Source organism: Kitasatospora sp. DSM 101779, assembly GCF_025655475.1.
GTDB lineage: Bacteria > Actinomycetota > Actinomycetes > Streptomycetales > Streptomycetaceae > Kitasatospora.
The window spans coordinates 7,782,281-7,804,654 of sequence record NZ_JAHTIK010000001.1; the positions used below are offsets into that span (position 1 = coordinate 7,782,281).

The following is a 22,374-nucleotide window of genomic DNA, read 5'->3' on the forward strand; positions in this document are numbered from 1 at the left end:
CATGGCAGACGACTACTACGAGGTGCTGGGCGTCCCCCGGACCGCCGACGCCGCCGAGATCCAGCGGGCGTTCCGTACCCTGGCCCGCCGCTACCATCCGGACGTCAACCGTGATCCGGCCGCGGAGGAGCGCTTCAAGCAGATCAACGAGGCATACAGCGTGCTGTCCGACCCCGACACCCGGTCCCGCTACGACCGGTTCGGCCCCGACTTCCGGCAGATTCCGGAGGACTACGACGAGCGTGTCGCGGCCGGCCAGGGCTTCGGCGGCGGAGCCGGCGCGTACCGCGGCAGTCCCTTCGGAGGCGCCCGGGGCGCCGACCGGGCAGGCGCCCGCACCTGGACGGAGACCGGCTTCGGCGCCTCTGGCGTGGACTTCGAAGATCTCTTCGGAGGTATGTTCGGCGGCCGGGCGGGGGGCGCCGGACGGGGCAGCCCCATCCCCGGCGCGGACCAGGAGGCCGAACTCACGCTCAGTGTGGAGGAGGCGTACCGCGGCGGCCGGCGGAAGATCACCCTCGGCGGTCCCGGCGGGGAGCGCAGCTACGACGTCACCATCCCGGCCGGCGTCGTCGACGGGCAGCGCATTCGGCTCGCGGGGGAGGGCGGCCGGGGCCGCGGCCCGGGTTCCGCCGGGGATCTCTATCTGGTGGTCCGCATCGCCCCCCATCCCCGCTATCGGCTCGTCGGGCGCGACATCCACGTCGAACTGCCGGTGACCGCCTGGGAGGCCGCGCTGGGGGCGACGGTGCCGGTCTCCGGTCCGGGCGGGACGGTCAAGGTGCATGTGCCGCCCGGTACCTCCACCGGCCGCAGGCTGCGGCTGCGCAACGAGGGGATGCCCGACCCCAAAGGTTCCCCCGGTCACCTCTACGCCGAAATCCAGGTGATGGTGCCGCCCTCGCCCACCCCGCGCGAGCGCGAGCTGTTCGAGGAACTGGCCGCCGTCTCCTCCTTCGACCCGAGGAAGCAGACATGAGAGCCGAACAGCGTTCTCCCGCCGAAGGCACCGGACAGCCCGGCACCAGGGCTGCCTATCCCCTGGTGCGGATCTACCGAACCAGCCCCAGCCCCTATCAGGTCCCCATGGCAGGAGTGGCCAGCAGGAGTGGACTGCCGCCCGAACTCGTCAGCCGCTTCGTCGCCCTCGGGCTGGTGGACGCCGAGCGTGATGCCCGGGGCCGGCTGTGGTTCCGGCCGAGCGCGCCGTCGGTTATCGCCCGGGTGCAGCGGCTACGGACCGGACTGGGCCTCAACTACGCGGCCATCGGCGTCGTCCTGGACCTGCTCGACCGCATCGAACGTCTGGAAGTCGCACTGCGGCGCGGCGAACGAGCCGCCAAGGAGCCCACACCATGGACATGAATCGCCTCACCCAGAAGTCCCAGGAAGCGCTGCAGGAAGCGCAGAACGTCGCGGTACGGATGGGCCAGACCGAGGTCGACGGGGAGCATCTGCTGCTGGCCCTGCTCGATCAGCAAGACGGCCTGACCACCCGTCTGCTGGCCGCTGCCGGCGCAGACCCGGCAGCCCTACGGGCCGCCGTCGAGGCCGATCTCGCCAAGCGTCCGCGCACGACCGGTCCGGGCGCCGCCCCCGGCCGAGTGATGGTGACCCAGCGGCTGGCCCGACTGCTCGACACCGCGGAGCAGGAGGCCAAGCGGCTCAAGGACGAGTACGTCTCCACCGAGCACCTGGTGCTGGCCCTGGTGGACGAGGGTTCGACCACCGCAGCCGGCCGGCGGCTCGGTGAACAGGGCGTCAACAAGGACTCCTTCCTCACCGCCCTCACCACGGTGCGCGGGAATCAACGGGTCACCTCCGCCAATCCCGAGGAAGCGTACGAGGCCCTCGAGAAGTACGGGCGCGACCTCGTCGTCGAGGCCCGCAGCGGTCGCCTCGACCCGGTGATCGGGCGTGACGCGGAGATCCGGCGGGTGATCCAGATCCTCAGCCGCAAGAGCAAGAACAACCCGGTGCTGATCGGCGAACCGGGCGTCGGCAAGACCGCCATCGTGGAGGGCCTGGCCCAGCGGATCGTGCGCGGCGACGTGCCGGAAGGGCTGCGGGACAAGACGGTGTTCTCGCTCGACATGGGCTCGCTGGTGGCCGGGGCGAAATACCGCGGCGAGTTCGAGGAGCGCCTCAAGGCCCTGCTGTCCGAGGTCAAGGGAGCCGAGGGCCGGATCCTGCTGTTCGTGGACGAGCTGCACACCGTCGTCGGGGCCGGCGCCGCCGAGGGCGCGATGGACGCGGGCAACATGCTCAAGCCGATGCTGGCGCGCGGCGAGCTGCACATGATCGGCGCCACCACGCTGGACGAGTACCGCAAGCACATCGAGTCCGACGCGGCCCTGGAACGCCGCTTCCAGACGGTCCAGGTGGACGAGCCGACCGTCGAGGACGCGATCTCCATCCTGCGCGGCATCCGGGAGCGGCTGGAGATCTTCCACGGCGTCAAGATCCAGGACGGCGCGCTGGTCGCAGCCGCCACCCTCAGCCACCGCTACATCAGCGACCGCTTCCTCCCGGACAAGGCCATCGACCTGGTCGACGAGGCCTGCGCGCGGCTGCGGACCGAGATCGACTCCATGCCCGCCGAACTCGACGAACTCACCCGCCGGGCCACCCGGCTGGAGATCGAGGAGGCCGCGCTGGACCTTGAAACCGACGCGGCCAGCCGCGCCCGCCTGGAGGACCTGCGGCGTGAACTGGCCGACCTGCGGGGCGAGGTGGACGCCAAGCACGCCCAGTGGGAGGCCGAGCGCCAAGCCATCCGCAAGGTCCAGGAACTGCGCCAAAAACTGGAACGCGCCCGGCAGGAGGCCGAGGAGGCCGAACGAGCCTACGATCTCAACCGGGCCGCCCAACTGCGCTACGGAACCGTCAGCGAACTGGAGCGCCGACTGGCCGCTGAGGAGGAACAGCTCGCCAACAAGCAGGGCGAGAGCCGGATGCTGCGTGAGGTGGTGACCGCCGAGGAGATCGCTGAGATCGTCTCCGCGTGGACCGGCATCCCCGTCACCCGGCTCCAGGAGGGCGAGCGGCAGAAGCTGCTCAAGTTGGACGAGATCCTGCGCGAGCGGGTCGTGGGCCAGGACGAGGCCGTCCAGCTCGTCGCCGACGCGGTGATCCGGGCCCGCTCCGGGGTACGCGACCCGCGCCGGCCGATCGGCTCGTTCATCTTCCTCGGCCCGACCGGCGTCGGGAAGACCGAGCTGGCCAAGACGCTGGCCGCCGCATTGTTCGACAGCGAGAGCAACATGATCCGCCTCGACATGAGCGAGTACCAGGAGCGGCACACCGTCAGCCGCCTGGTCGGCGCGCCCCCCGGATACGTGGGCTACGAGGAGGGCGGTCAGCTGACCGAGGCAGTGCGTCGCAAGCCGTACTCGGTCGTCCTGTTCGACGAGATCGAGAAGGCGCACGCCGACGTCTTCAACACGCTGCTCCAGGTGCTGGACGACGGCAGGATCACCGACGCGCAGGGCCGTACCGTCGACTTCCGCAACACCGTCATCATCATGACCTCGAACCTGGGCTCCCAGCATCTGCTCCAGGACACCACCCAGGCCGGCGAGATCAAGCCTGAGGTGCGGGACCTGGTGATGGGCGAACTCAACGGCCATTTCCGGCCCGAGTTCCTCAACCGGGTGGACGACATCGTGCTCTTCCACCCGCTCGGCATCGCGCAGATCGAGCGCATTGTGGACCTGCTGCTGGAGGACCTGCGCCACCGCCTCGCCGAGCAGCGGATCGACCTGGTACTCACCGAGGACGCCCGCCGGCTGATCGCGGCCGAGGGCTACGACCCGGTCTACGGCGCCCGGCCGCTGCGCCGCTTCATCGCGCACGAGGTGGAGACCAGGATCGGCCGCGCGTTGCTCAGCGGCGAGGCACGCGAAGGCGTGACCATCCTGGTCGACGCCAGCGCCGCCGAACTGACCGTCACTCTCCAGGAAGAGCTGTAGGAGCGGTGATGACTACTTCTCCAGAAGGCCGCGCCGCCCGCAGGGGCCGTGACGGCAGTACCGACGGCTCCCGGGCCTCGCTGCCGACGGTCGTCTGCGCCAACTGCGGCCGGACCAACCGCGTGCCCGCCGCGGCGGAGGGCAGCCCGCGCTGCGGAAACTGCCGGGCCCCGCTGCCGTGGATCGCCGAAGCGGGCGACACCGACTTCGGGGAGGTCGCCGAGCAGGCGAGCCTGCCCGTGCTCGTCGACCTCTGGGCCACCTGGTGCGGTCCCTGCCGCATGGTGAGCCCAGCCCTCGAACAGGTCGCCAAGGATATGGCCGGCCGGATCAAGCTCGTGAAGGTCGACATCGACAAGTCGCCGGCCCTGGCACGGCGGTTCGAGGTCCAAGCCGTACCCACCCTGCTGATCCTCGACCATGGCAGGCCCGTCGCCCGCCAGACCGGAGCCGCGCCCGCCAACGCGCTGCGCCGGTGGGTGGGCGAGTCGCTCTCGACGCCCCGCGGACCGGCCGACTCCACCTCCGGGAGGCCGCGATGACCAGCTTTCCCGACCCGCACCTGTCCATGGTTCGGCCCGTGGCGCCCAGAACACCGCAGGGCTGCGAGGACTGCCTGCGCACGGGGACTCCGTGGCTGCACCTGCGCCTCTGCCTGACCTGCGGCAACGTCGGCTGCTGCGACTCCTCGCCGATGCGGCACGCCCGCGCTCACGCGGCGACCCGCGGGCACCCGATCGTCCGGTCGTTCGAACCCGGCGAGGACTGGCGGTGGTGTTTCGTGCACGAGGCGATGGTCTGAGCCCACCGTCTCTTCCAGCGCCATTGCTTCCGCCGCCGCTCCCCGCATCCGCCTTCCGCCTTCGCCTCCGTTTCCACCGAAGGGAGTTCATCGTGCCGACGCTCACGCCGACGGCTGACGTCTACGGCGCCTATCCGCTGCTGTCGGACGACCAGATCGCGATCCTGAGACCCTGCGGACAGGTACGGCCGGTCCGCGAGGGGGAACATCTCTTCCGGGCGGGCGACCCCAGCGAGGAGTTCTTCGTGGTCCTCAGCGGCACGGTGGCCGTGGTCGACGGCCACGGCGAGCAGGAAAAGGTCGTCCACCTGCACGATGCGCACAGCTTCCTCGGCGAACTCGGCGTACTGGAGGGCCAGACCGCCCTCCTCAGCGCGGTGGTGAGCACGCCTGGCGAGGTTCTCACGGTGGGCTTGGCCGCCCTGCGCGACCTGCTCAGCCGAGAACCCGCGCTCGGCGACGTGATCCTGCGGGCCTACCTGCTGCGCCGCACGATGCTGGCCGGCGCGGGCACTGGCTTCCGTATCATCGGCTCCGCCTTCTCCCCCGACACCCGGCGGCTGCTGGACTTCGCCGCCCGCAACCGCCTCCCGCACCGCTGGGCCGATCTGGAGAAGGACACCGAGGCTGAGGCGCTGCTGACGCGTCTTGGCATCGCTCCGGAGGACACTCCGATCGTCGTCTGGCACGAGCACCGGGTGCTGCGCAATCCCTCCAACGCCGAACTCGCCCAGGTGATCGGGCTGCGGACCGGGACCGTCGCGAGGGCGGTCTTCGACCTCATGGTGGTCGGCGCGGGGCCCGGAGGCCTGGCCGCAGCAGTGTACGGCGCCTCCGAGGGGCTCTCCACCGTCGTCCTGGACGCGGTGGCGACCGGCGGCCAGGCCGCTACGTCCTCCCGGATCGAGAACTACCTGGGTTTCCCCGCCGGGATCTCCGGCATGGAGCTCGCCGAATGCGCCGTCGTGCAGGCCACCCGGTTCGGCGCCCGGATCACCGTCCCCGCCGAGGCCGCTGGCCTCGAACAGCGCGACGGTGCCAACGTGGTGCGGCTCGCCGACGGCAGCACGGTCGCCGCCAACAACGTGGTGGTGGCCACCGGCGCTCGCTACCGGCGGCTGACCGCCCGCGGCGTCGAGCGGTTCGAGGGGTTCGGGGTCCACTACGCCGCCACCCTCTGGGAGGCACGGACCTGCCGTCTTGACGCGGTGGCCGTCGTCGGCGGCGGCAACTCTGCCGGCCAAGCAGCCCTGTTCATGGCGCGCGAGTCGCCCGCCGTGCATCTGCTGGTCCGCGGCGGAGACCTGGACCACAGCATGTCCCGCTATCTGATCGACCGGATCGAGCAGAACCCACGGATCCATGTCCGGCTGCATACCGAGGTCCAGGAGGTCACCGGCGAGGACCGGGTCGAAGCCGTCGTCGTCCAGGACAACCGCACCCGCGAGCAGCAGGTGCTGGATGCCCGTGCCCTATTCGTCTTCATCGGGGCGCGCCCTGCCACCTCCTGGCTCGCTGGCGCCCTCACTCTGGACCCGCGCGGCTTCATTCCGACCGGGCAGGACGTGGCCCATGTGGCAGCGGACCTCTGGAAGCCCCTGGGCCGCGCCCCACTCGCCCTGGAGACCGGCCTGCCGGGGGTCTTCGCCGTCGGCGACGTCCGCAGCGGCTCGGTCAAGCGGGTGGCCTCCGCAGTAGGCGAGGGCGCCATGGCCGTCCGCCTGGCCCACGAGCACCTCGAGGAGGTGAGGCCATCCGTCATCCGATGACCTCAGCTCATCCATCGACGCGAGAAAGGAAAAATGCCATGCCCGTCATGGGTATTCCCAAGTTCGAGCGTTTCTTCCGCGCAGCCGCCGGCCTCGATGTCAACAAGAACGACCTCAAGCGCTACAACGACTTCGTGGACGCCAAGCTCTACGACCTCTTTCTCATCGGCACGGCCAATGCCAAGGCCAACGGCCGGGACATCATCGAGCCGCAGGACCTCCCCGTCACCAAGGGCCTGCAGGAGAGTGTCCACGTCTTCAAGAAGCTGGAGGAGGACATCGAACTGCGCCCGCTGCTCGACCAGCTCGCCGCCCGCCCAACCCTCGGCATGGAGGCCGCCGAGGACACCCAGCAGTGGCTGCCCGTCCTGGCCGGCGGCCTCAGCGTCGCCCTCGCCCGCGCCCTCAAAACCATCGCCCGCGACACCCGCCGCCCCTCGACGGACCAGTGGGATGAGGCCTTCGAACTCTTCGACCTGCTGATCTGAGCGGGGCATCCACCAGGCCGGCGGTTCCGCCGGCCGTGCCGGGCCCCCGCGGGTACCGGAGACGATCAGCAAGGTCCCCATTCCGCACATACCAATAGCCTGACGTACCGGTATCGGCCAGGCGCGTGAACACCAGACCCTCCACGCCGACCGCCGCCCGTTGCGGCCAGCCGCGGGCCGTCGCCGTGTCCGTGGTCGAGGGGCACAATGTCAGCGGCGCCGTCAGGCCCTGGCCGGCCAACAGGTCACCCAGTCCGGCCCGGCGCCGGGCGTACGGCCAGCAGGTGAGAGCGTCCCTGCCCAGGTGCAGCAGGTCGAAGGCGGCGATCCGCGTCCGCCACTCCCGTGACGCCGCCTCCGCCCGGGCACCGCGCGCTGCGGCGCGGGCCTGGAGCCGCTCGAACGCGAGCCGGTCGTTCTCCCAGACGACCAGCTCCCCGTCCAGCCGCGCCCCGGTGGGGAGCTCGGCGAGCGCGGCCTGCCGGATCTCGGGGAAGGCAGCAGCCAGGTCGGCGCCACGCCGCGAGCACAGAACGACCCGGCCGACAGGACGGACGACAGCCCGGTCCGGAAGTCGTCGAACTTGGGCTCTGCGGCGTGGCCGGAGGGCAGCGCGGGCTCGCTCACCGCGAGGGCCGGCATCGGCTCCGGCAGCGTCCACGTCATGGCCGGCGCGCGCACCCGGTGAGACACCTTCTCGTGTCTGGAGAACCGTCCCACTCCGGCTCTCCCGCCCATCCCGGCAGAAGCTCAGGACCGCTCACCGCGACCGTGAGCATCGGCTCCGGACGTACCCAGTCCACGACCGGCTCCGTAGTGCGCTTGGCGCTTCTCGTGCTCGGCGGTCTCACGCCTCGGGCGCACCGCTGTCATGGCGCTGCCGCCGGCGGTGTTTGCGCATGGACACCTGAGAGCCGCAGCCAGTACTGCAGTACAGGCCTCCTCCGTTGCGGGTGCGGTCGAAGAAGCCGAAATGGCACGGGGGGTTCCGGCACGCCTTGATGCGACCCCAGTCGCTGGTCTGCGCAAACGTCGTCACCGCAGCCAGTACGGTTCCGAACACGCGTGGCACCCCCGCCTGGGGCGAGGCCAGCTCTGCACCGCCGGCCGTGACCACCGTCGCCAGCGGGTAGAGCGAACCCACACGTCGCAGGTGCCGCTCGGCACGCAGCAGCGGCTCGCCCAGACTTTCCTCATCGCCCGAGTGCGCGAGCAACAGGGTCACCAAGGCGTCACGCAGCTCGCGCGCGACCGCCGCGTCGGCGTCGGTCACCACGGTCTCGCCGCCGAACTCGTCGCGCTCCACGAGCCATGCCGCGAACGAGTCCCCGTCCCCGAACAGCTCTCGGCGGCCCGATCCGTCCGCGCGCGTGTTCACGAACGCGAGAACGGTCTCCACCGCCGGCGTGACGGTGCGGGGGCTGGGTTTGGGGGATCCGGCTGCCGCAGTGATCATCCTCCCACGATACCAGCAGCGTGATCGAGGCTAATGCGGCTAGTGGGCAACCTTCCAGCCGATCCGGGTTGACGCGTTGCGATCTAACGGCTTACGGTCGCAACATGAATGGAACATCCAACCACCGGAACCACCTCCGCACGTGGCTGATCACCGGTGCGACGTCCGGCATCGGCCGCGAACTGACACGCCAGGCACTGGAGAACGGCGACAACGTCTCGGCGATCGCCCGCGACACCTCCTCGCTGGACGACCTGGCGCAGGCGCACGGCGAGCGCCTGCTTCGCATCCCGGCGGACGTACGTGACGAGCGAGCCGTCCAGGACGCAACGGACGGCACGCTCGCACGGTTCGGCCGAATCGACGTCGTCGCCAACAACGCGGGATACGGACTGTTCGGAGCCGTCGAGGAGGCCTCCGACACGCAGGTCCGGGCCGTGTTCGACACCAACGTCTTCGGAGTGCTCAACGTGCTCCGCGCAACGCTGCCGGTGCTCCGGGCCCAGCGGTCCGGGCACATCCTCCAGGGGTCGTCGGTCTACGGGCAGTCAGCCCATCCCGGCGTGGGTCTGCTGGCCGCCACCAAGTACGCCGTCGAGGGCCTGTCGGACGCGCTCGCGGCCGAGGTCGCACCGCTCGGCATCAAGGTCACGATCATCCAGCCCGGGATGACCGCGACCCCCTTCCTTGCCAACCTCGATGTCGCAGCCGGCCTGGGCGACTACGACCAGACCGTCCGTGAGGTCCAGAAGGACATCGGATCGCTGCCGGCGTCCGCGTTCTCCGCCGCGGCGAGGATCGCCGCAGGCATCCGGACCGCGGTCGACAGCCCCAACCCTCCGCTTCGCCTGGCTCTTGGCGCCTCCAGTGCGACGGGCATGCGCCCCGCCTTGGAGGCGCGGATCGCAGACCTGGACAGCTGGCGGCGTGTGACCGACGCCGTAGACAGGCAGTGAGCCGCGAATCCCGCCGGGCACACGGTCGTGGCGGAGGCGGCCCGGCCGTCACCGTCCGGCCGTGACCATTCGGAGCCCAGCGCTCGATCTGCGGCTCGGCTCGAGCTCACACCGGAGCGCAAGGCGCCTGCCTTCGCAACACGCGGCCGGATCACTCTCGTGGTACCAACGCCGGTCCAGACCCGGGGCCGGAAGGTTCGCCTCCTTTGGGTCTCCGACAACGCCGGCGACGGATCGGGCGCCGCCGCCGGCGCCCGGCTGGAGGACCGGCCAGCCGGCCAACCCCCTGCGCGCCGGACGGACTTGGCGAGCGGCGCCCGGGCGATCGTGCCGGGCAGCCGGGTGTACGAGTGGGCCGCTTCAGGTGGGGCAGGCATGTCGCGGCCTCGCCGACGAGGCCGGGGCCGGGGACCGACCTGCCGGTGGGCACAGGGGCATCAGGTCGGACGCAGCGACGATTCGGCGAGCCACGCCCTGCCGTCACCGTTCCGGGCGACGATCGGCTCCCCGCGCGGTGTGCGGCATGATCGCGTCGTCCGGGATCACCCCGAGCCGGCCTGCTTCGTAGTCCTCCATGGCCTGGATGATTTCGGCCCTGGTGTTCATCACGAACGGCCCGTACTGGAAGACCGGCTCCCGGATCGGCTCCCCGCCCAGGATCAGCACGTCCAGGTCGGCCGTGTCGCCGTCCGGGCTGCTGCTCGCCGTGACGGTCAGGGCGCCGCCGGCGCCGAGGACCGCGAGCTGGTGAGCGGCGAGGGGTTGACCCTCGGTCCCCACCGAACCGTGTCCCGCCAGGGCGTAGACCAGCGCGTTGAAGTCGGGTCGCCAGGGCAGTACCAGGCGCGCACCGGCAGTGATGGTGGCGTGCACGAGGGTGATCGGCGTGAACGTCGAGCCGGGGCCGGTGTGTCCGTCGAGGTCCCCGGCGATGACCCGCACCAGCGCGCCGCCGTCGGCGGAGGACAGCAGCGTGACCTCGGGGCCTTCGATGCTCTGGTACTTGGGCGGGTTCCATTTGCTGGCCCTGGGCAGGTTGACCCACAGCTGGATGCCGTGGAACAGACCGCCGGAGACGACCAGGGCCTCGGGCGGCGTCTCGATGTGCAGGATCCCGCTCCCCGCGGTCATCCACTGTGTGGCGCCGTCCGTGATCAGACCGCCGCCCCCGTGCGAGTCCTGGTGCTGGAAGAGACCGTCGATCATGTAGGTGACGGTTTCGAAGCCCCGATGGGGGTGCCAGGGCGTGCCCTTGGGCTCGCCCGGTGCGTAGTCGACCTGGCCCATCTGGTCCATGTGGACGAACGGGTCGAGCGCCTCCGTCGGAACACCGGCGAAGGCCCGGTACACCGGAAAGCCCTCGCCCTCGAACCCGCTGGGCGCGGAGGTCACGGCCCTGACTGTCCGCTGCACGGAGACATGGGGATCGGGTTCGGCGATACGCGGCAGGTCCAGCACGTTGTCCACGGTCACGGCGGGCATGACACCCTCCCCGATGGGGTCGGAAGGTCCGATCCAGTCTAGTGGCCGGGCGGCCCGCGGGCATGTCACGCTCCAGGCACTCGATCTTCATGACCGGGCCGTGGCCGTGGTCCCGGCTCCGAGCGGTGGGCCCGGTCCGGGCTCGACGGCCGTGTCCGGCCCGGAGGCGGCAGGCTGCCCGGTGGCAGCGCCGGCCGGCCGGACCGGCGCCGCAGCGCACCGGGCGGGACCGGCGTGAGGGGTCCGGGCGGCAGGCGGAGCGCGCACGTAGCCGGCGAGGCGGACGTCGAACAGGGCCGCGGACCGCCTTCCTGCCGACACACCATGACGGTCGGTCATCCCACGAGTGGCGGATCGGTCTGCTCGGCGCGGCCGCTGTCGGAGGGGCGCGGTAGTATTTCTGATCTTCGCTCGAGGGGGGTCTCCATGCGTCTACATCTGCTCGGTCTGATCGTCGCTGTTTCCGTGCTCCCGCTTGCCGGATGCAGTGACGGCTCGCCCTCCGGCAGCCCGGCGTCGTCCACGGCCGCGCCGGCGGCCTCTGTCGCGCCGTCCGTTGTCAATGCGCCGACGCTGTCCGCGGATGCCCAGGTCAAGCTTGCCGCGTGGTTCGCGGACACTCGCCACAAGCAGGGGATGCGGGCCATCGACCACGGCCTTGGCGACTTCAGGCGCAGCGTGGCCATCACCCCTGCCGCGCCTGGCGACTTCACGACGATCCGGTCGGCGTGCAACGACCTCGACCATGACCTCAACATCATCAAGGACTTCGATCCCATTCCCGATCCGCAGTCCCAGGCGCTGTGGTCCTCGGCGCTCACGAACCTGCGGCAAGGGGCGACCGACTGCCTCACCGGCGCCACCGCCAACGACGCCGCCCAGGTCGCCCGGGCCAAGGCCGCACTCGACAAGGGCGACACCGACTACGCGGCCGTCGTGGCCCGGCTGGGCAGCGTGCTCGGCGTCGCCCCCACCCCCACACCCAGCTGACGACCGCGCAGACTCGGGGCGGCCAGGGACGTCGACGGTGCTGGTGGCGTACGTCGTCCGGTTCGCGTGGCGGCAGCTCGGAGGCAGGAACCTCGATCAGGGTTGGGGGGGCTGTGCGGCCAGCCACAGGCGGGCGGCGTTGATCTCCAGGGCGGGCTTCTCCCAGAGGCCGGCGATGGTGTCCGCGAGGTCCTTCACGTCGGTGAAGCCGGCGAACTTCGCGTTCGGGCGCTCGGCGCGCATGGCGTCGTGGACCAGTGCCTTCACGACCAGGATCGTGGCTGCAGCCCGTGGCCCGGCGTCCCCTCCGGCCTTGCGGAAGTCGTCGGCGAGGGCGAGCGTCCACGCCTCGGCGGCGGCCTTCGCGGCCGCGTAGGCGGCGTTCCCGGCGGTGGGCCGGCTGGCGCCCTCCGCACTGATCAGCACGAACCGGCCCCTTCCGCTGCGCAGGAGGGCGTCGTGGAAGGCGAGGGAGGTGTGCTGGACGGTGCGGACCAGCAGGTCCTCCAGGACGGTCCAGTCCCCGAGGTTCGTCTCGGCGAAGGTGGCCGAGCCACGCCACCCGCCGACGAGGTGGACGAGGCCGTCGACGCGGCCCAAGTCCCTGTCGATGCGGTTCGCCCAGGCACGGGTCGCGTCCGGGTCGAGCAGGTCGACCGTGTCGCCGGTCACGGTGGCGCCGCCGCGCGCGGAGCGGGCGGCGTCCACCGCTTCAGCGAGCCGCGCGGCGTCCGCGTCGGCCGCCACGACCGTGGCACCTGCCCCGGCGAGCCGCAGCAGCGCCGCCCGGCCCGCGGGGCCGGCCGCGCCCGCCACGGCGACGACCGCGCCGTCCAACCCGTCCCGGTCCATGCTCACGTCCACAGGTCTCCCGTCCGAGTGCCACCGGTGAGCCGGGCACCCCGCAGTACATGTCGTTCTCGGTGCTGTCATGGGTGCTGTCGGTGCTTCGGATCATATGTTCCGCTGTCAGCCAGGGCCGGATCGTGGGGGCCTGACCCGCCGTCCGCGCGGGAAACGGTCCGCCGTTCGGCGGTGGCCCCTGCACCGGCGGGCCGCTGACCGGCTTGGGGCCCGCATCCGAGCCGCGGCTGCGGGGCGAGATGCCTGCGCGAAGCGTATCCACGCCCCGGTCGGTGCGCCGTCCCGCAGCGCCTTGGCGGTGCGGATCACCGGTCCTACAGCCGCTCCTCCATGCCGACGGCCTCGCGGAGACGGTCGTGGGCCTCGCCCGGCTGGTCCTCCTGGAGTTCGAGCAGGGCCTCGGCGATCGCGTCGAGCTTGCGCTGGATCGCATGCTCGGCGCGGCGCTCCGAGTTCTTCAGCATGGCGAGCAGCAGGAGCGTGACGGCGGTCATCGTGTCGCCCACCACCAGCTGCCACTCCGCACCGAGCCCGGCCGCGTGGACGGCCACGAACGCCGCCACCAGCAGCAGGCACAGCCCGGCGAACAGCGGCGAGCTGGTGAAGTTCGACGCCAGCTCGGCGAACTGCTCGAACCGGCCCCGGCGGCCGTCCTCGCCCTTCTGCGCGGGGTGCTGCAGGGTCATGGCCCGGTCCCTTCGTCGCCCACCCCGCGGGAGCGGTGTGGATTGGCCCGGTCCGCGCCGGGCAGACGCCGAGCGGGAAGGTGATCGCACATGATTGCGCTGCTGCTCGTCCTGCTTCTGATCCTGCTGCTGTTCGGCGCCGGGTTCGCCGTCCACCTGCTGTGGTGGATCGCGCTGGTCGTGCTGGTCCTGTGGCTGGTGGGATTCTTCGCCCGCGGGTCCTCGGGCGCCGGCCGGTCCCGGTGGTACCGGTGGTGAGGGCGCACGGCCTCGGACCGGACGCCTGAGGCGCGAGCGCGGGGCCGGGAGCACCACGGTGCTGCCGGCCCCGCCGTCGTTCGGTCTCCGCCGGGCACGGCCGACACCTCATAGGTGCCGGGCGGCGTCGGCGATCCGGCTGCGGGAGATGCCGGCGGCGTCGAGGAGTTCGGCGGAGGTGCCGGAGCCGGGAAGGATCCGCACGGCCAGGTGGGCGAAGGCCGGGCACCGCCGGTGCTCCGCGAGGGCGCCGAGCACCGCCTCGCCGAGGCCGCCCTCCGGGTGGTGGTCCTCCACCACGACCAGCCGCCCGGTCTCGTCGGCCGCGGCGGCGAGCGCCTCGCCGTCCACCGGTTTCACCGAGTACAGGTCGAGGACGCGTGCGGCGACGCCCTGCTCCGCCAGCAGGTCGGCGGCCGCCAGGCACTCGTGGACGGTCACGCCCGTCCCGGCCAGGGTGACCCGGTCGTCGGCACTGCCGCGGAGGGTCTTGGACCCGCCGACCGGGAAGGACTCCTCCGGCCCGTACAGCACCGGGTACGCGCCGCGGGTGGCCCGCAGGTAGGAGATGCCGTCCAGGTCGGCCGCGGCAGCCGTCAGTGCGGCGGCGGAGGTGGCGTCGCTCGGGCAGAGCACCGTGGAGCCGTGCACGGCGCGCATCATCGCCAGGTCCTCCAGGCCCATCTGGGACGGTCCGTCCGCGCCGATCTCCACGCCGCAGTGGGTGCCGCACACCGTCAGGGTGACCTGCGAGATCGCGGCCATCCGAAGGAAGTCGTGGGCCCGGGTGAGGAAGGCGGCGAAGGTGGCGGCGTACGGGTGGCGGCCGCGCACGGCCATGCCGACGGCGGTGGCGAGCATCTGCTGCTCGGCGATGAAGTTCTGGAAGAACCGCTCCGGGTACGCCTCGGCGAAGTCCTCGGTGTGGGTGGAGTTGCCGACCTCTGCGTCCAGCACCACCGTCTCCGGCCGGGCTCCCAGGGCGACCAAGGCCTTGCCGAAGGCGGAGCGGGTGGCGACCTCCTCGCCGTGTTCGAAGCGCGGCAGCTCCACCGGGGCCCCGGAGCCCGGGGAGGACTTCCGGCGCGGTGCGTCGGGCGGCCGGGGGCCGCGTACGGTCCGATGCCGCACCCCGCCGAGCTCGTCGACGGCCCGCGCGGCGAGGTCCTCGGGCAGCGGCTTGCCGTGCCATCCGTCGGCGTCCGCGACCTCGGACACGCCCCGGCCCTTGACCGTTCGCGCCACCACCACGGTGGGCGCCCGGCCGTCCGCAGCGGTGGCCAGCGCCCGGTCGACGGCCTGCAGGTCGTGGCCGTCCACGGTGATCGCCCGGCATCCGAACGCCTCCGCCCGCCGGACGTACGCCTCGGTGTCCCAACCGAACTCGGTGGGCCCGCACTGACCGAGCCGGTTGACGTCCACCACGGCGGTGAAGTTGCCCAGGCGATGCCGGCCGGCCGCGCCCAGCGCCTCCCAGACCGAGCCCTCCGTCATCTCGCTGTCCCCGCACAGCACCCACACCCGCGAGGGCAGCCCGTCCAGGTCGCGGGCGGCCAGCGCGATGCCCACCCCGTACGCCACGCCCTGGCCGAGCGAGCCGGTCGCCACGTCCACCCAGGGCAGTTCCGGCGTGGGGTGGCCCTGCAGCCGGGCGCCGATGCGGCGGTAGGTGGTCAGCAGCTCCGTCTCGCCGATCACCCCGGCCGCCCGGAACATCGCGTACAGCAGCGGCGACGCGTGGCCCTTGGAGAAGACCAGGTGGTCGGCGGCCCGGTTGTCGGGGTCGAGCCAGTCCACCCGCAGGTGGCGCGCCATGAGGACGGCCATCAGGTCGGCGGCCGACAGGCTGGACGTCGGGTGGCCCGAGCCCGCCGCGGTGCTTGCCCGTACCGAGTCGACGCGCAGTTGCTGGGCGAGCTCGGCGACCTGCCGCAGGTCGGTGCCGGGTTCGATCGGGGCGGTGAGTGTGCGTTCGGTGGTCATGGCGCTCTCCTTCCGTTCTTCCCGCGCCTGCCCGCCCCGGCGATCCGGAATCGGCCCGTTCGGCACCGCGTGGGCCCCGTCCGGAGCGGGCAGTCGCGGGAGAGGAACCAGCGGCCTCGAGGAGCCCCCGATGAACAGCCGGAAGCACACCCCGGACGGCGACCGCAGGCCCGGGGAACGGCACGACTACCCGCACGCCCCGCACGGACCGGGCCGCACCGCACCGCAGTGGCGGCCCCAGGGCCCGGTGCGCCGCGGTACCGAACCGGTCACGGCCCGCACCGACCTGGAGCTCAGGCGCCTGCTCTCGCGGATCTTCCTCGGCTTCTTCGTGGTGGGGACGGTGGCCTTCGCCGTCCTCGCCGCGACGGCGGGCACCGGGATCGCACCCAACCGCGCCACCTTCGCCGTCTTCGCGCTGCTCTGCCTGGCCTTCGCCGGCATCGCGGCGCTCGACCTCATGGTGATCCGCCGCCGCATGGCCGCGGGGCAGGGCAGGGGCCGGCACGACCGGTGAGCCCGGCCGCGGCGGCGCCCGTCCGTCGGCAGCGAACTGCAGAGCGTGCAGCGGGTGTCGGCCCCCGCCGCAGCGGGTCCCGCTGCCGCACAGGGCAGTTGGAGGAGTGGAACCGCTCCGCCCGGGCAGACGCTCGGCAGGCCCGAAGCGAGGAGGTGAGGGTGATGGCCAAGATCCGGATCGCCCCGAGGCCCGGCCGAGGCCGCCCGCGGCCCCCGCTCGACCTGCGGACCCCGTCCGGCCGCCCGCTGCCCTACTGACACGACGTCGACCGATGAGCATCGTCGACCGATGAGCATCAGAGAGCAAGGACACAGCGTCGACCGATGACACCACGTCGACCCGAACACGAACCGGAAAGAGCCTCAGCACCCGGCCGCCTCGGCCGGGTGAAGCTCGTACAGGGCGAAGGCGTGCCGGACGACCGGCTGCGCCACGTTGCGCACGGGCACCCCGCCGGCCGTCAGGCCGTGCTCGGTCCCGGCGTGGGCGTGGCCGTGGACGGCCAGGTCCGCCCGGCCCTCGTCGACGGCCTCCGCCAGCAGGTAGCTGCCGAGGAACGGGTAGATCTCCAGGGGCTCGCCCGCGAGGGTGTCGGGCACGGGGGAGAAGTGGGTCAGCGCGATCCTGAGGTCGCAGCCGGCCAGTTCGGCCAGGGCCGTGCGCAGGCCGTCGGCGAGCGACCGGGAGTAGCGGACAAAGGCCTTCATCTCGTCCTCGCCGAACTCCGACCCGCACCGGCCCGCGAAGCCCCCGCCGAAACCCTTGGTGCCCGCCACCCCCACCTGCATGCCGCCGACCGGCACGACGGCCGAACTGCCTTCGAGGACGGTGACGGCGCCCTCCTCCCGGAGCACGTCCGCCACCTGGTCCGGGCAGCCGTCGTGGTGGTCGTGGTTGCCGAGGACGGCGATCACCGGCACGTCCAGGCCGGCCACCTCCGCCGCGACCGTGCGGGCCTCGGCGACCGTGCCGTGCCGGGTCAGGTCCCCGGCGAGCAGCAGCAGGTCGGCGACCCCGCCGAGGCGCTGGAAGGCCGGGCGGTAGCGGCCCGCGGCATCCGGTGCGAGGTGGATGTCACCGATGGCGGCGATCCGCGCCGTGCGCCCGCTCACCCCCCGGTCGGCCACTGCCCGGTCGGCCGCTGCACCGCCGGTCACTGCACGGCCTCCGGATGGTCCGGCACGCCGGTGTCGGCCAGCGCGATGTCGGTGTGCACCCGAAGCCCCGTGAACTCCTCGGCCACGGCGTCCAGGAGGTAGCTGCGGCAGGCCGGGCTGCCGGCCACGGCCCGCACCAGCACGGCGTCGCCGCGGAACTCGATCCGCAGCGCCAGCTCGGCGTACGGCCCGGCGGCGAGCCGCTCCTGCAGCCGCGCGGCACGGTACTCGGCGGGCCGGGAGCCGGCGGCACCCGGCCCGGGGTCGGCGGTGTTCACGGTGTCTCCTCCCCGGACGGCCCGATCACGTCGAGCCGTTCCAGCAGGTAGAGGAAGGCCTCGGCCATGGGCAGCCCGTGGCAGCGGGACCGGACCTCGGCCCAGTCGATCTGCTCGCGAAGCGTCCGGGCGAGCGGCAGGACCCGGCTGAAGTCGCAGTGGTGTTCGGAGAACGGGGTGAGCTGACTGACCATCAGATCGGTCGGCGCGAGCACGGGCATCCACACCGAGTCCACCGACCGGGCGACGGCCCGCTCCAGCAGGTCCGGGCTGACCGGCCGGTCGGACAGCGAGAAGATCAGGTCGATCTGCTGTCCCTGGAACTCGGTCTTGACCAGCCAGTCCTCCGGCGGCGACCAGACGTGCATCCCCGAACCGCCGAGGACCTCGGTGACGGCGTCGATCTCGTCCCGCAGCACGCAGAAGTCGGTGTCGTGCAGCGTCCGCCGCGGCACGCCGTGCGCGTAGGCGGCGACGCTGCCGGCGAGCGCGAAGCGGTGGCCGCTCGCCTTGAGCAGGCGGGCGACCTGCTTGGTCGCCTCCAGGATGCCCTGCGACGGGTCCTGCGCGCCGTTCCCGCCCCCTGCGGACGGGGGCGCGGTCGGCTCGAAGCGGGTGGCACCGGGGTCGGTCACGCTGGGACCTCCTGTGGTCGCCGGTCCGCCGGTCCGCCGGGCCGCCGGCCCGCGCCGGCCCGTGCGGACCTGCACCGCCGTGTCGGCGGGCCGTCGTGGGCGGAGCCCCGTCCGGCACCGGTCCGACCACCCCGGGCGGCCGGCCGTCCGTCCGGGACACCGTGTCGGGCTCCGTCGGGGGACGGGCTGTCCGGCTTCTTGCCAGCCCGGCCCCGGCGAAACAAGCGGCCCGCCCGCCGAGGCCGCCCGGCCGCGTTTTGCCAGGCCGGCAGCCGGGCAGGCGGGACCGGTACTCCGTGACCGCGCGACCCGAGGAGGAGCCATGGAGGACATCCCGCAGGGCGGCGCCGGGGGAGTGCCCGGCCACCACGGCGACGAACCCCGCGAACACCACCACGACGATCAGGACGACCGGCGGACGCCGACGGTGAAGACCGTGCGCGCGGGCACCCCGGTCGCCGAACAGGAGCCCGAAGGCGGGAAGTCCTCGTCCGACGCGACGCCCGGCGACGACCGCCCGTCCCCGTCGGACTGATCAACACCCGCCCGGGCCGACGAGGGGACGGGCCATGGAACACGAGGAATTCCTCCGCCTGGTGCGCGACGCCGGCGGCTACGAGGACGACGGCACCGACGAGGCGGTCACCACCGTGCTCGGCCTGCTCGGCGAACTGCTGGGGACCGGCCCCGCCGAGGCCCTGGCGGACCAACTCCCGGACGAACTGGGTGACCTGGTCCTCCCGGAGCCGGACGTCGAAGCCGCCTCCTGGACGGCCGAGGGGTTCATCGGCCGCCTCGCCGAAGCGCGGGACACCACCGTCGACGAGGCCGCCGTGGACGCATCCGCCGTGCTGCGGGCGGTGGCCGAGGCCGTGGACGACAGCGAACTCGACGCCCTGGTCACAGAACTGCCCGCAGGCTTCTCCGACCTGCTCGGCCACCCCGAACTCGCCTGAGAGCCCCGTGGCCCCGTGAGGAGGCCCCATGCCGAACCAGCCGCACTCCCATCACGCCCCGACGCAGCACCCCGCCGCGGAGAGGACGCGCCACGAGCGGGCCGTCCTCGCCGCGCTCGGTGACCTGCTCGACGAACTCGCGGCCCTCGGACCCGGCGACGCGAGGTTCGGCCGCCCGCCGTCGATCGTCGTCCGCCGCCCCGCGCCCGAGCGGGACCTGACCGGCCTCGGCGCGACCGCCTGAGCCCGCCTGCGTGCCTGGGCCCCGGACCAGCGGGTTTCGTTCCCAGGGCTGACTTCCCGGACCGCCGGGTCCACACTGGTGTCGTGACCAGCCCCATCGTCCCCGCTGTACCCCCGGCGGTGCCTTCGCCCCGAGGGCGGGCGGGCCTGCCGCCGCTGCGGCGCCGAGGACACCTGGTCGCGGCCGAGGCGAAGGGCAGCGCCGCCGTGTCCGCGCTGCGCCACGCGCTGCTCAGCGCGGTCGGCCACTGCCCGCCCGGCGGATCGGTCACCGTGGACGTGGGCGCACTGTCGCGCTGCTCCGACGCGGGTATCGCCGTCCTGCGCGAGGCGCTCTCCGCCGCGGCCGCCCACGGGATCGAGCTGCGCATGACCGGGCCGGACTCCGCCGTGTGCCACGCGCTCGGCCTGATCGACGTCGGCGGCTGGCACGTCGCAGCCCGGTGACGGGGCCTGCCGCGCCCCCAACGCCCCGCTTCCCCTGCCACGGGGGTGCCGGTCGCGCGGCCGCCCACATGCTGGTCGAGGCCGGCCTGCACCCTGCGGTGGCGCGTGGCGGGGTGCAGCGCGAACTGCTGCCGGCACAACCGGAGGTGGCGGACTCGTCCGCATGGTCACCGACGAGACGGCCGGCATGCTCCACCGAACCTGCGAGGGTTCGTACCGCTCGTGGGCCGGAGCCCACCACTCCCGGTTGAGACGCCGATTCCCGGGCAGACGTACGGATTCAGGCGATTCCGGTGCGAGCCCCCTGGCACCGGGACGCGGACCGGCCGATCGGAGTGGGTGCACAGCCATGGCCACCGTCGCACGAAGACTTCCCCTCAGCCGACAGCAGACCGCACTCTGTGAGCGGGCCGGTGAACTCGGCTGGGCCGTGCGCCGCGAGACCGGCGACGGGACACGCAACGAACGCCTGCTCTTCAGCAGGCCGGGGCGCTCGCTGATGGCCGTCTTCACGCACGACGGTGCCTTCGCCTACGCCAGCGCCTCCGGCCCCGGCACCGGCGTCATCGAACTGGACCTCACCGGGACCCTGCGGGAGCTGCAGAGCACCTCGCCGCGCCCGACCCCGCCCCGTTCTGCGAGCACCGGGCCGGAGCGGCCCCCGCAGACCGTCCGAGGCGAACGGCCCGAGGAGACACCGCCGGCCGAGTCCAGCACCACGGCGGGCATCTCGGTTCCCGAACCGCCGGAACTGCGCAAGGCCTGGGGCCCGTGGCCGCTGCTGATCATCGGGCTGCTCGTCCTCTGCGTGCTGGTCTTCATGGTGGCGCGCGTCATCGCCTGACCAGCATCCCCGAGCACGGAGGACGAGCGGGGTGGACGTCATGACCGACGATCGCGCGGGACTGCCGGACCACCGCGTCCGCCACCTGCTGCCCGGGCAGGAACACGCGCTGGCGACGGCGATGGCCTTCGTCCGGCAGACCCTGGACGACTGGTACCCGGCCGGTCGCGACCGGCCCGAGACCACGCGCGTGCGGGAGGACGCCTTCCTGGTGGCCGACGAACTGGTCGCCAACGCGTGCGCGCACAGCTCCGGGCCGACGCGTCTCGACCTCGACCGCGTCGGCCGGCGGTTGAGCATCTCCGTCACGGACGGGGGCTCCGCGCCGCCCGTTCTCCGCCGCCCCCGGCGGCCCGACACACCGACGGGCCACGGACTGCAGATCGTGGACCGGGTGGCCCTCCGTTGGGGGCACCGGCCCGTCGGGGGCGGTAAGACGGTGTGGGCCGAGGTGCTGCCGCCGCTCGCCCCGGTCAACGGTGTCCCCGTCGACCGGGACCGGCTCGGGTGAGGCCGGCAGCGGACTGCGGATCAGCAGGCGGTGTCCTCGAACCGGCAGGGGTCCGGGCCTTCGACGTCGAACACGGTGTCCGCCTCGGTGACCTCCAACAGGCGGACCACCTGGGGGCTGGGGGAGGCCAGGCGGAAGGCGATGCCCGCCGCCAGGGCGCTCTGCCGGGCACGGAGGAGTTCGTTCAGGCCGGCGGAGCCGCAGAAGTCCAGTGCGGCGCAGTCCACCGAGAGCAGTTCCGGGGCCGGCTCCTGCCCGAGCGCCCCGCCCAGGGCCTCGGCCAGGGCGTCCGAGGTCTCCATGTCGGCCTGCCCCACCAGTGCCAGTCTGCACACGCCCGGCGGAGCGGGGCGACGGGTGACGCGAAGCTCGGTTCCCACGATCCGGCTCCTCTCGTCGGCCGGACCTCCCGCGGCGGGAGGTCTCCACTTCGACACTGGCCCACCAGCGCACCCGGCCACAGCTCCGTGGGCGAAACAGTGCCGCGACGCCGGTCCCGATAACGAAGATCTGCCGGCAGCCGCCCGTCCGACGGACCGTTCCCGTTCCGCGAACGGCACACCGAGCTCCGCTTCGTTTCCCGGGCCGCGGGCCGGGCAGGCGGGTGGGCACACATTCGGGGCGGGAGCGCCCGGACCGGGCGGCTTCCGCGTGCCTGAAGGAGGCTCCCGTGCATCCCGTCATCCGCGTCACCCACCGCTCGCCCACGCCGGGTCTGCGGGTCGTCCAGCTGGCGGGGGAGGCCGACCCGGGCAGCACCGAGACGCTGCGGGCCGCCCTCGACAAGGCGTTGAGCCGCCTTCCGGCACCCCACACCGTCGTGGTGGACTGCTCCGGCCTGGAGTTCTGCACCACCGCGGGCCTGAACGAACTGCTCACGGCCCGGGAGCGGGCGGCCGCCGACGGCATCGCCTTCCGGCTGAGCGAACCGCAAGAGCAGCTCGAGCAGCTCCTCCGTGTGACCGGGACGCACCCGCTCTTCGACATCGAGCCCGCCGGCCTGCTCGAATCCATGACGTGAGCGCCTTCCGTCCGCTCGGCGGTGATTGGGCGGCCGGTCTGCTGGAAAGCCGCTTGT

The 22,374-nt window shown here is 72.6% G+C and carries 28 protein-coding genes; 18 read left to right on the forward strand and 10 right to left on the reverse strand.

Annotated elements, in window-relative coordinates:
• Window position 1 precedes the first annotated feature (1 nt).
• The 7 genes from KSNIM_RS35550 (at window position 2) to KSNIM_RS35580 (ending at window position 7,030) form a co-directional block, all read left to right on the forward strand.
• Complete coding sequence (locus tag KSNIM_RS35550; protein WP_263107304.1) at window positions 2–979, forward strand: DnaJ C-terminal domain-containing protein; 978 nt, start codon at window positions 2–4, stop codon at window positions 977–979.
• Between the two features lie 107 nt (window positions 980–1,086).
• Window positions 1,087–1,365: a chaperone modulator CbpM gene (locus tag KSNIM_RS35555; protein ID WP_411543822.1), complete on the forward strand. Its 279-nt coding sequence runs from the start codon at window positions 1,087–1,089 to the stop codon at window positions 1,363–1,365.
• Window positions 1,356–3,971, forward strand: coding sequence for an ATP-dependent chaperone ClpB (clpB, locus tag KSNIM_RS35560; RefSeq protein ID WP_263107306.1), 2,616 nt, complete (start codon window positions 1,356–1,358; stop codon window positions 3,969–3,971). The genes KSNIM_RS35555 and clpB overlap by 10 nt, the downstream gene beginning before the upstream one ends.
• Before the next feature lie 8 nt (window positions 3,972–3,979).
• Window positions 3,980–4,513: a thioredoxin gene (trxA, locus tag KSNIM_RS35565; RefSeq protein WP_263107307.1), complete on the forward strand. Its 534-nt coding sequence runs from the start codon at window positions 3,980–3,982 to the stop codon at window positions 4,511–4,513.
• On the forward strand, window positions 4,510–4,773 hold the full coding sequence (locus tag KSNIM_RS35570) for a UBP-type zinc finger domain-containing protein (protein WP_263107308.1): 264 nt from the start codon (window positions 4,510–4,512) through the stop codon (window positions 4,771–4,773). The genes trxA and KSNIM_RS35570 overlap by 4 nt, the downstream gene beginning before the upstream one ends.
• A 92-nt stretch (window positions 4,774–4,865) precedes the next feature.
• Window positions 4,866–6,542, forward strand: coding sequence for an FAD-dependent oxidoreductase (locus KSNIM_RS35575; RefSeq protein ID WP_263107309.1), 1,677 nt, complete (start codon window positions 4,866–4,868; stop codon window positions 6,540–6,542).
• 47 nt (window positions 6,543–6,589) lie between these two features.
• A complete protein-coding gene (locus KSNIM_RS35580) occupies window positions 6,590–7,030 on the forward strand; it encodes a DUF1931 family protein (RefSeq protein ID WP_263107310.1) in 441 nt (146 codons plus the stop codon).
• On the opposite strand, the gene KSNIM_RS39530 is transcribed toward KSNIM_RS35580, so the two are convergent.
• Together KSNIM_RS39530 and KSNIM_RS35585 are read right to left on the reverse strand one after the other, a co-directional pair.
• Window positions 6,948–7,691 carry a hypothetical protein gene (locus KSNIM_RS39530; RefSeq protein WP_411543823.1) on the reverse strand — a complete coding sequence of 248 codons (744 nt, stop codon included), beginning with the start codon at window positions 7,689–7,691 and terminating at the stop codon, window positions 6,948–6,950. The two genes, KSNIM_RS35580 and KSNIM_RS39530, sit on opposite strands and share 83 nt — an antisense overlap.
• Window positions 7,692–7,877: 186 nt before the next feature.
• Window positions 7,878–8,486 carry a CGNR zinc finger domain-containing protein gene (locus KSNIM_RS35585; protein ID WP_263107311.1) on the reverse strand — a complete coding sequence of 203 codons (609 nt, stop codon included), beginning with the start codon at window positions 8,484–8,486 and terminating at the stop codon, window positions 7,878–7,880.
• 104 nt (window positions 8,487–8,590) lie between these two features.
• Here KSNIM_RS35585 and KSNIM_RS35590 point away from each other — a divergent pair, with 104 nt between their 5' ends.
• A complete protein-coding gene (locus KSNIM_RS35590) occupies window positions 8,591–9,442 on the forward strand; it encodes an SDR family NAD(P)-dependent oxidoreductase (RefSeq protein ID WP_263107312.1) in 852 nt (283 codons plus the stop codon).
• 480 nt (window positions 9,443–9,922) lie between these two features.
• Here KSNIM_RS35590 and KSNIM_RS35595 read toward each other — a convergent pair whose 3' ends face one another.
• The gene (locus KSNIM_RS35595) at window positions 9,923–10,924 is read right to left on the reverse strand and encodes a pirin family protein (protein WP_263107313.1); all 1,002 of its coding nucleotides are present in this window, start codon (window positions 10,922–10,924) and stop codon (window positions 9,923–9,925) included.
• Window positions 10,925–11,350: 426 nt separating this feature from the next.
• Here KSNIM_RS35595 and KSNIM_RS35600 point away from each other — a divergent pair, with 426 nt between their 5' ends.
• Window positions 11,351–11,914 carry a hypothetical protein gene (locus KSNIM_RS35600; RefSeq protein WP_263107314.1) on the forward strand — a complete coding sequence of 188 codons (564 nt, stop codon included), beginning with the start codon at window positions 11,351–11,353 and terminating at the stop codon, window positions 11,912–11,914.
• A 96-nt stretch (window positions 11,915–12,010) separates the two neighbouring features.
• On the opposite strand, the gene KSNIM_RS35605 is transcribed toward KSNIM_RS35600, so the two are convergent.
• Both KSNIM_RS35605 and KSNIM_RS35610 read right to left on the reverse strand, forming a co-directional pair.
• On the reverse strand, window positions 12,011–12,766 hold the full coding sequence (locus tag KSNIM_RS35605; protein ID WP_263108236.1) for an SDR family NAD(P)-dependent oxidoreductase: 756 nt from the start codon (window positions 12,764–12,766) through the stop codon (window positions 12,011–12,013).
• A 326-nt stretch (window positions 12,767–13,092) separates the two neighbouring features.
• Window positions 13,093–13,464, reverse strand: coding sequence for a low affinity iron permease family protein (locus KSNIM_RS35610; protein WP_263107315.1), 372 nt, complete (start codon window positions 13,462–13,464; stop codon window positions 13,093–13,095).
• 90 nt (window positions 13,465–13,554) lie between these two features.
• Between KSNIM_RS35610 and KSNIM_RS35615 the strand changes: the two genes are divergently transcribed.
• Window positions 13,555–13,722, forward strand: a complete 168-nt coding sequence (locus tag KSNIM_RS35615) for a hydrophobic protein (protein WP_263107316.1) — start codon at window positions 13,555–13,557, stop codon at window positions 13,720–13,722.
• Window positions 13,723–13,830: 108 nt separating this feature from the next.
• Here KSNIM_RS35615 and KSNIM_RS35620 read toward each other — a convergent pair whose 3' ends face one another.
• Entirely contained in the window at window positions 13,831–15,705 is a 1,875-nt protein-coding gene (locus KSNIM_RS35620; RefSeq protein WP_263107317.1) for a transketolase, read from the reverse strand.
• Window positions 15,706–15,835: 130 nt separating this feature from the next.
• Between KSNIM_RS35620 and KSNIM_RS35625 the strand changes: the two genes are divergently transcribed.
• Window positions 15,836–16,222, forward strand: coding sequence for a hypothetical protein (locus KSNIM_RS35625; RefSeq protein WP_263107318.1), 387 nt, complete (start codon window positions 15,836–15,838; stop codon window positions 16,220–16,222).
• Between the two features lie 365 nt (window positions 16,223–16,587).
• Here the strand turns inward: KSNIM_RS35625 and KSNIM_RS35630 are convergent, their stop codons facing one another.
• From KSNIM_RS35630 to KSNIM_RS35640, 3 genes are read right to left on the reverse strand one after another with little or no spacing between them, the layout of a single operon-like run.
• Entirely contained in the window at window positions 16,588–17,337 is a 750-nt protein-coding gene (locus tag KSNIM_RS35630; RefSeq protein ID WP_263107319.1) for a metallophosphoesterase, read from the reverse strand.
• A 41-nt stretch (window positions 17,338–17,378) separates the two neighbouring features.
• A complete protein-coding gene (locus KSNIM_RS35635; RefSeq protein ID WP_263107320.1) occupies window positions 17,379–17,660 on the reverse strand; it encodes a hypothetical protein in 282 nt (93 codons plus the stop codon).
• Window positions 17,657–18,295 (reverse strand): nucleotidyltransferase family protein, encoded by a 639-nt coding sequence (locus KSNIM_RS35640; protein ID WP_263107321.1) that lies wholly within the window; start codon window positions 18,293–18,295, stop codon window positions 17,657–17,659. The genes KSNIM_RS35635 and KSNIM_RS35640 overlap by 4 nt, the downstream gene beginning before the upstream one ends.
• A 322-nt stretch (window positions 18,296–18,617) precedes the next feature.
• On the opposite strand from KSNIM_RS35640, the gene KSNIM_RS35645 reads away from it, so the two are divergent.
• The 6 genes from KSNIM_RS35645 to KSNIM_RS35670 all read left to right on the forward strand — a co-directional run bounded on the left by KSNIM_RS35645 (window position 18,618) and on the right by KSNIM_RS35670 (window position 21,296).
• A complete protein-coding gene (locus KSNIM_RS35645; RefSeq protein ID WP_263107322.1) occupies window positions 18,618–18,830 on the forward strand; it encodes a hypothetical protein in 213 nt (70 codons plus the stop codon).
• Between the two features lie 34 nt (window positions 18,831–18,864).
• Window positions 18,865–19,251 carry a DUF2267 domain-containing protein gene (locus tag KSNIM_RS35650; protein ID WP_263107323.1) on the forward strand — a complete coding sequence of 129 codons (387 nt, stop codon included), beginning with the start codon at window positions 18,865–18,867 and terminating at the stop codon, window positions 19,249–19,251.
• A 28-nt stretch (window positions 19,252–19,279) separates the two neighbouring features.
• Window positions 19,280–19,495: a hypothetical protein gene (locus KSNIM_RS35655; RefSeq protein ID WP_263107324.1), complete on the forward strand. Its 216-nt coding sequence runs from the start codon at window positions 19,280–19,282 to the stop codon at window positions 19,493–19,495.
• Between the two features lie 83 nt (window positions 19,496–19,578).
• Window positions 19,579–19,941, forward strand: a complete 363-nt coding sequence (locus tag KSNIM_RS35660; protein WP_263107325.1) for an STAS domain-containing protein — start codon at window positions 19,579–19,581, stop codon at window positions 19,939–19,941.
• A gap of 349 nt (window positions 19,942–20,290) precedes the next feature.
• Window positions 20,291–20,785: a DUF6480 family protein gene (locus KSNIM_RS35665; RefSeq protein WP_263107326.1), complete on the forward strand. Its 495-nt coding sequence runs from the start codon at window positions 20,291–20,293 to the stop codon at window positions 20,783–20,785.
• A gap of 40 nt (window positions 20,786–20,825) precedes the next feature.
• Entirely contained in the window at window positions 20,826–21,296 is a 471-nt protein-coding gene (locus KSNIM_RS35670; protein WP_263107327.1) for an ATP-binding protein, read from the forward strand.
• A gap of 20 nt (window positions 21,297–21,316) precedes the next feature.
• Here KSNIM_RS35670 and KSNIM_RS35675 read toward each other — a convergent pair whose 3' ends face one another.
• Window positions 21,317–21,676, reverse strand: a complete 360-nt coding sequence (locus KSNIM_RS35675; protein ID WP_263107328.1) for an STAS domain-containing protein — start codon at window positions 21,674–21,676, stop codon at window positions 21,317–21,319.
• 290 nt (window positions 21,677–21,966) lie between these two features.
• Here KSNIM_RS35675 and KSNIM_RS35680 point away from each other — a divergent pair, with 290 nt between their 5' ends.
• Window positions 21,967–22,317 (forward strand): STAS domain-containing protein, encoded by a 351-nt coding sequence (locus KSNIM_RS35680; protein ID WP_263107329.1) that lies wholly within the window; start codon window positions 21,967–21,969, stop codon window positions 22,315–22,317.
• The last annotated feature ends 57 nt before the right edge of the window (window positions 22,318–22,374 follow it).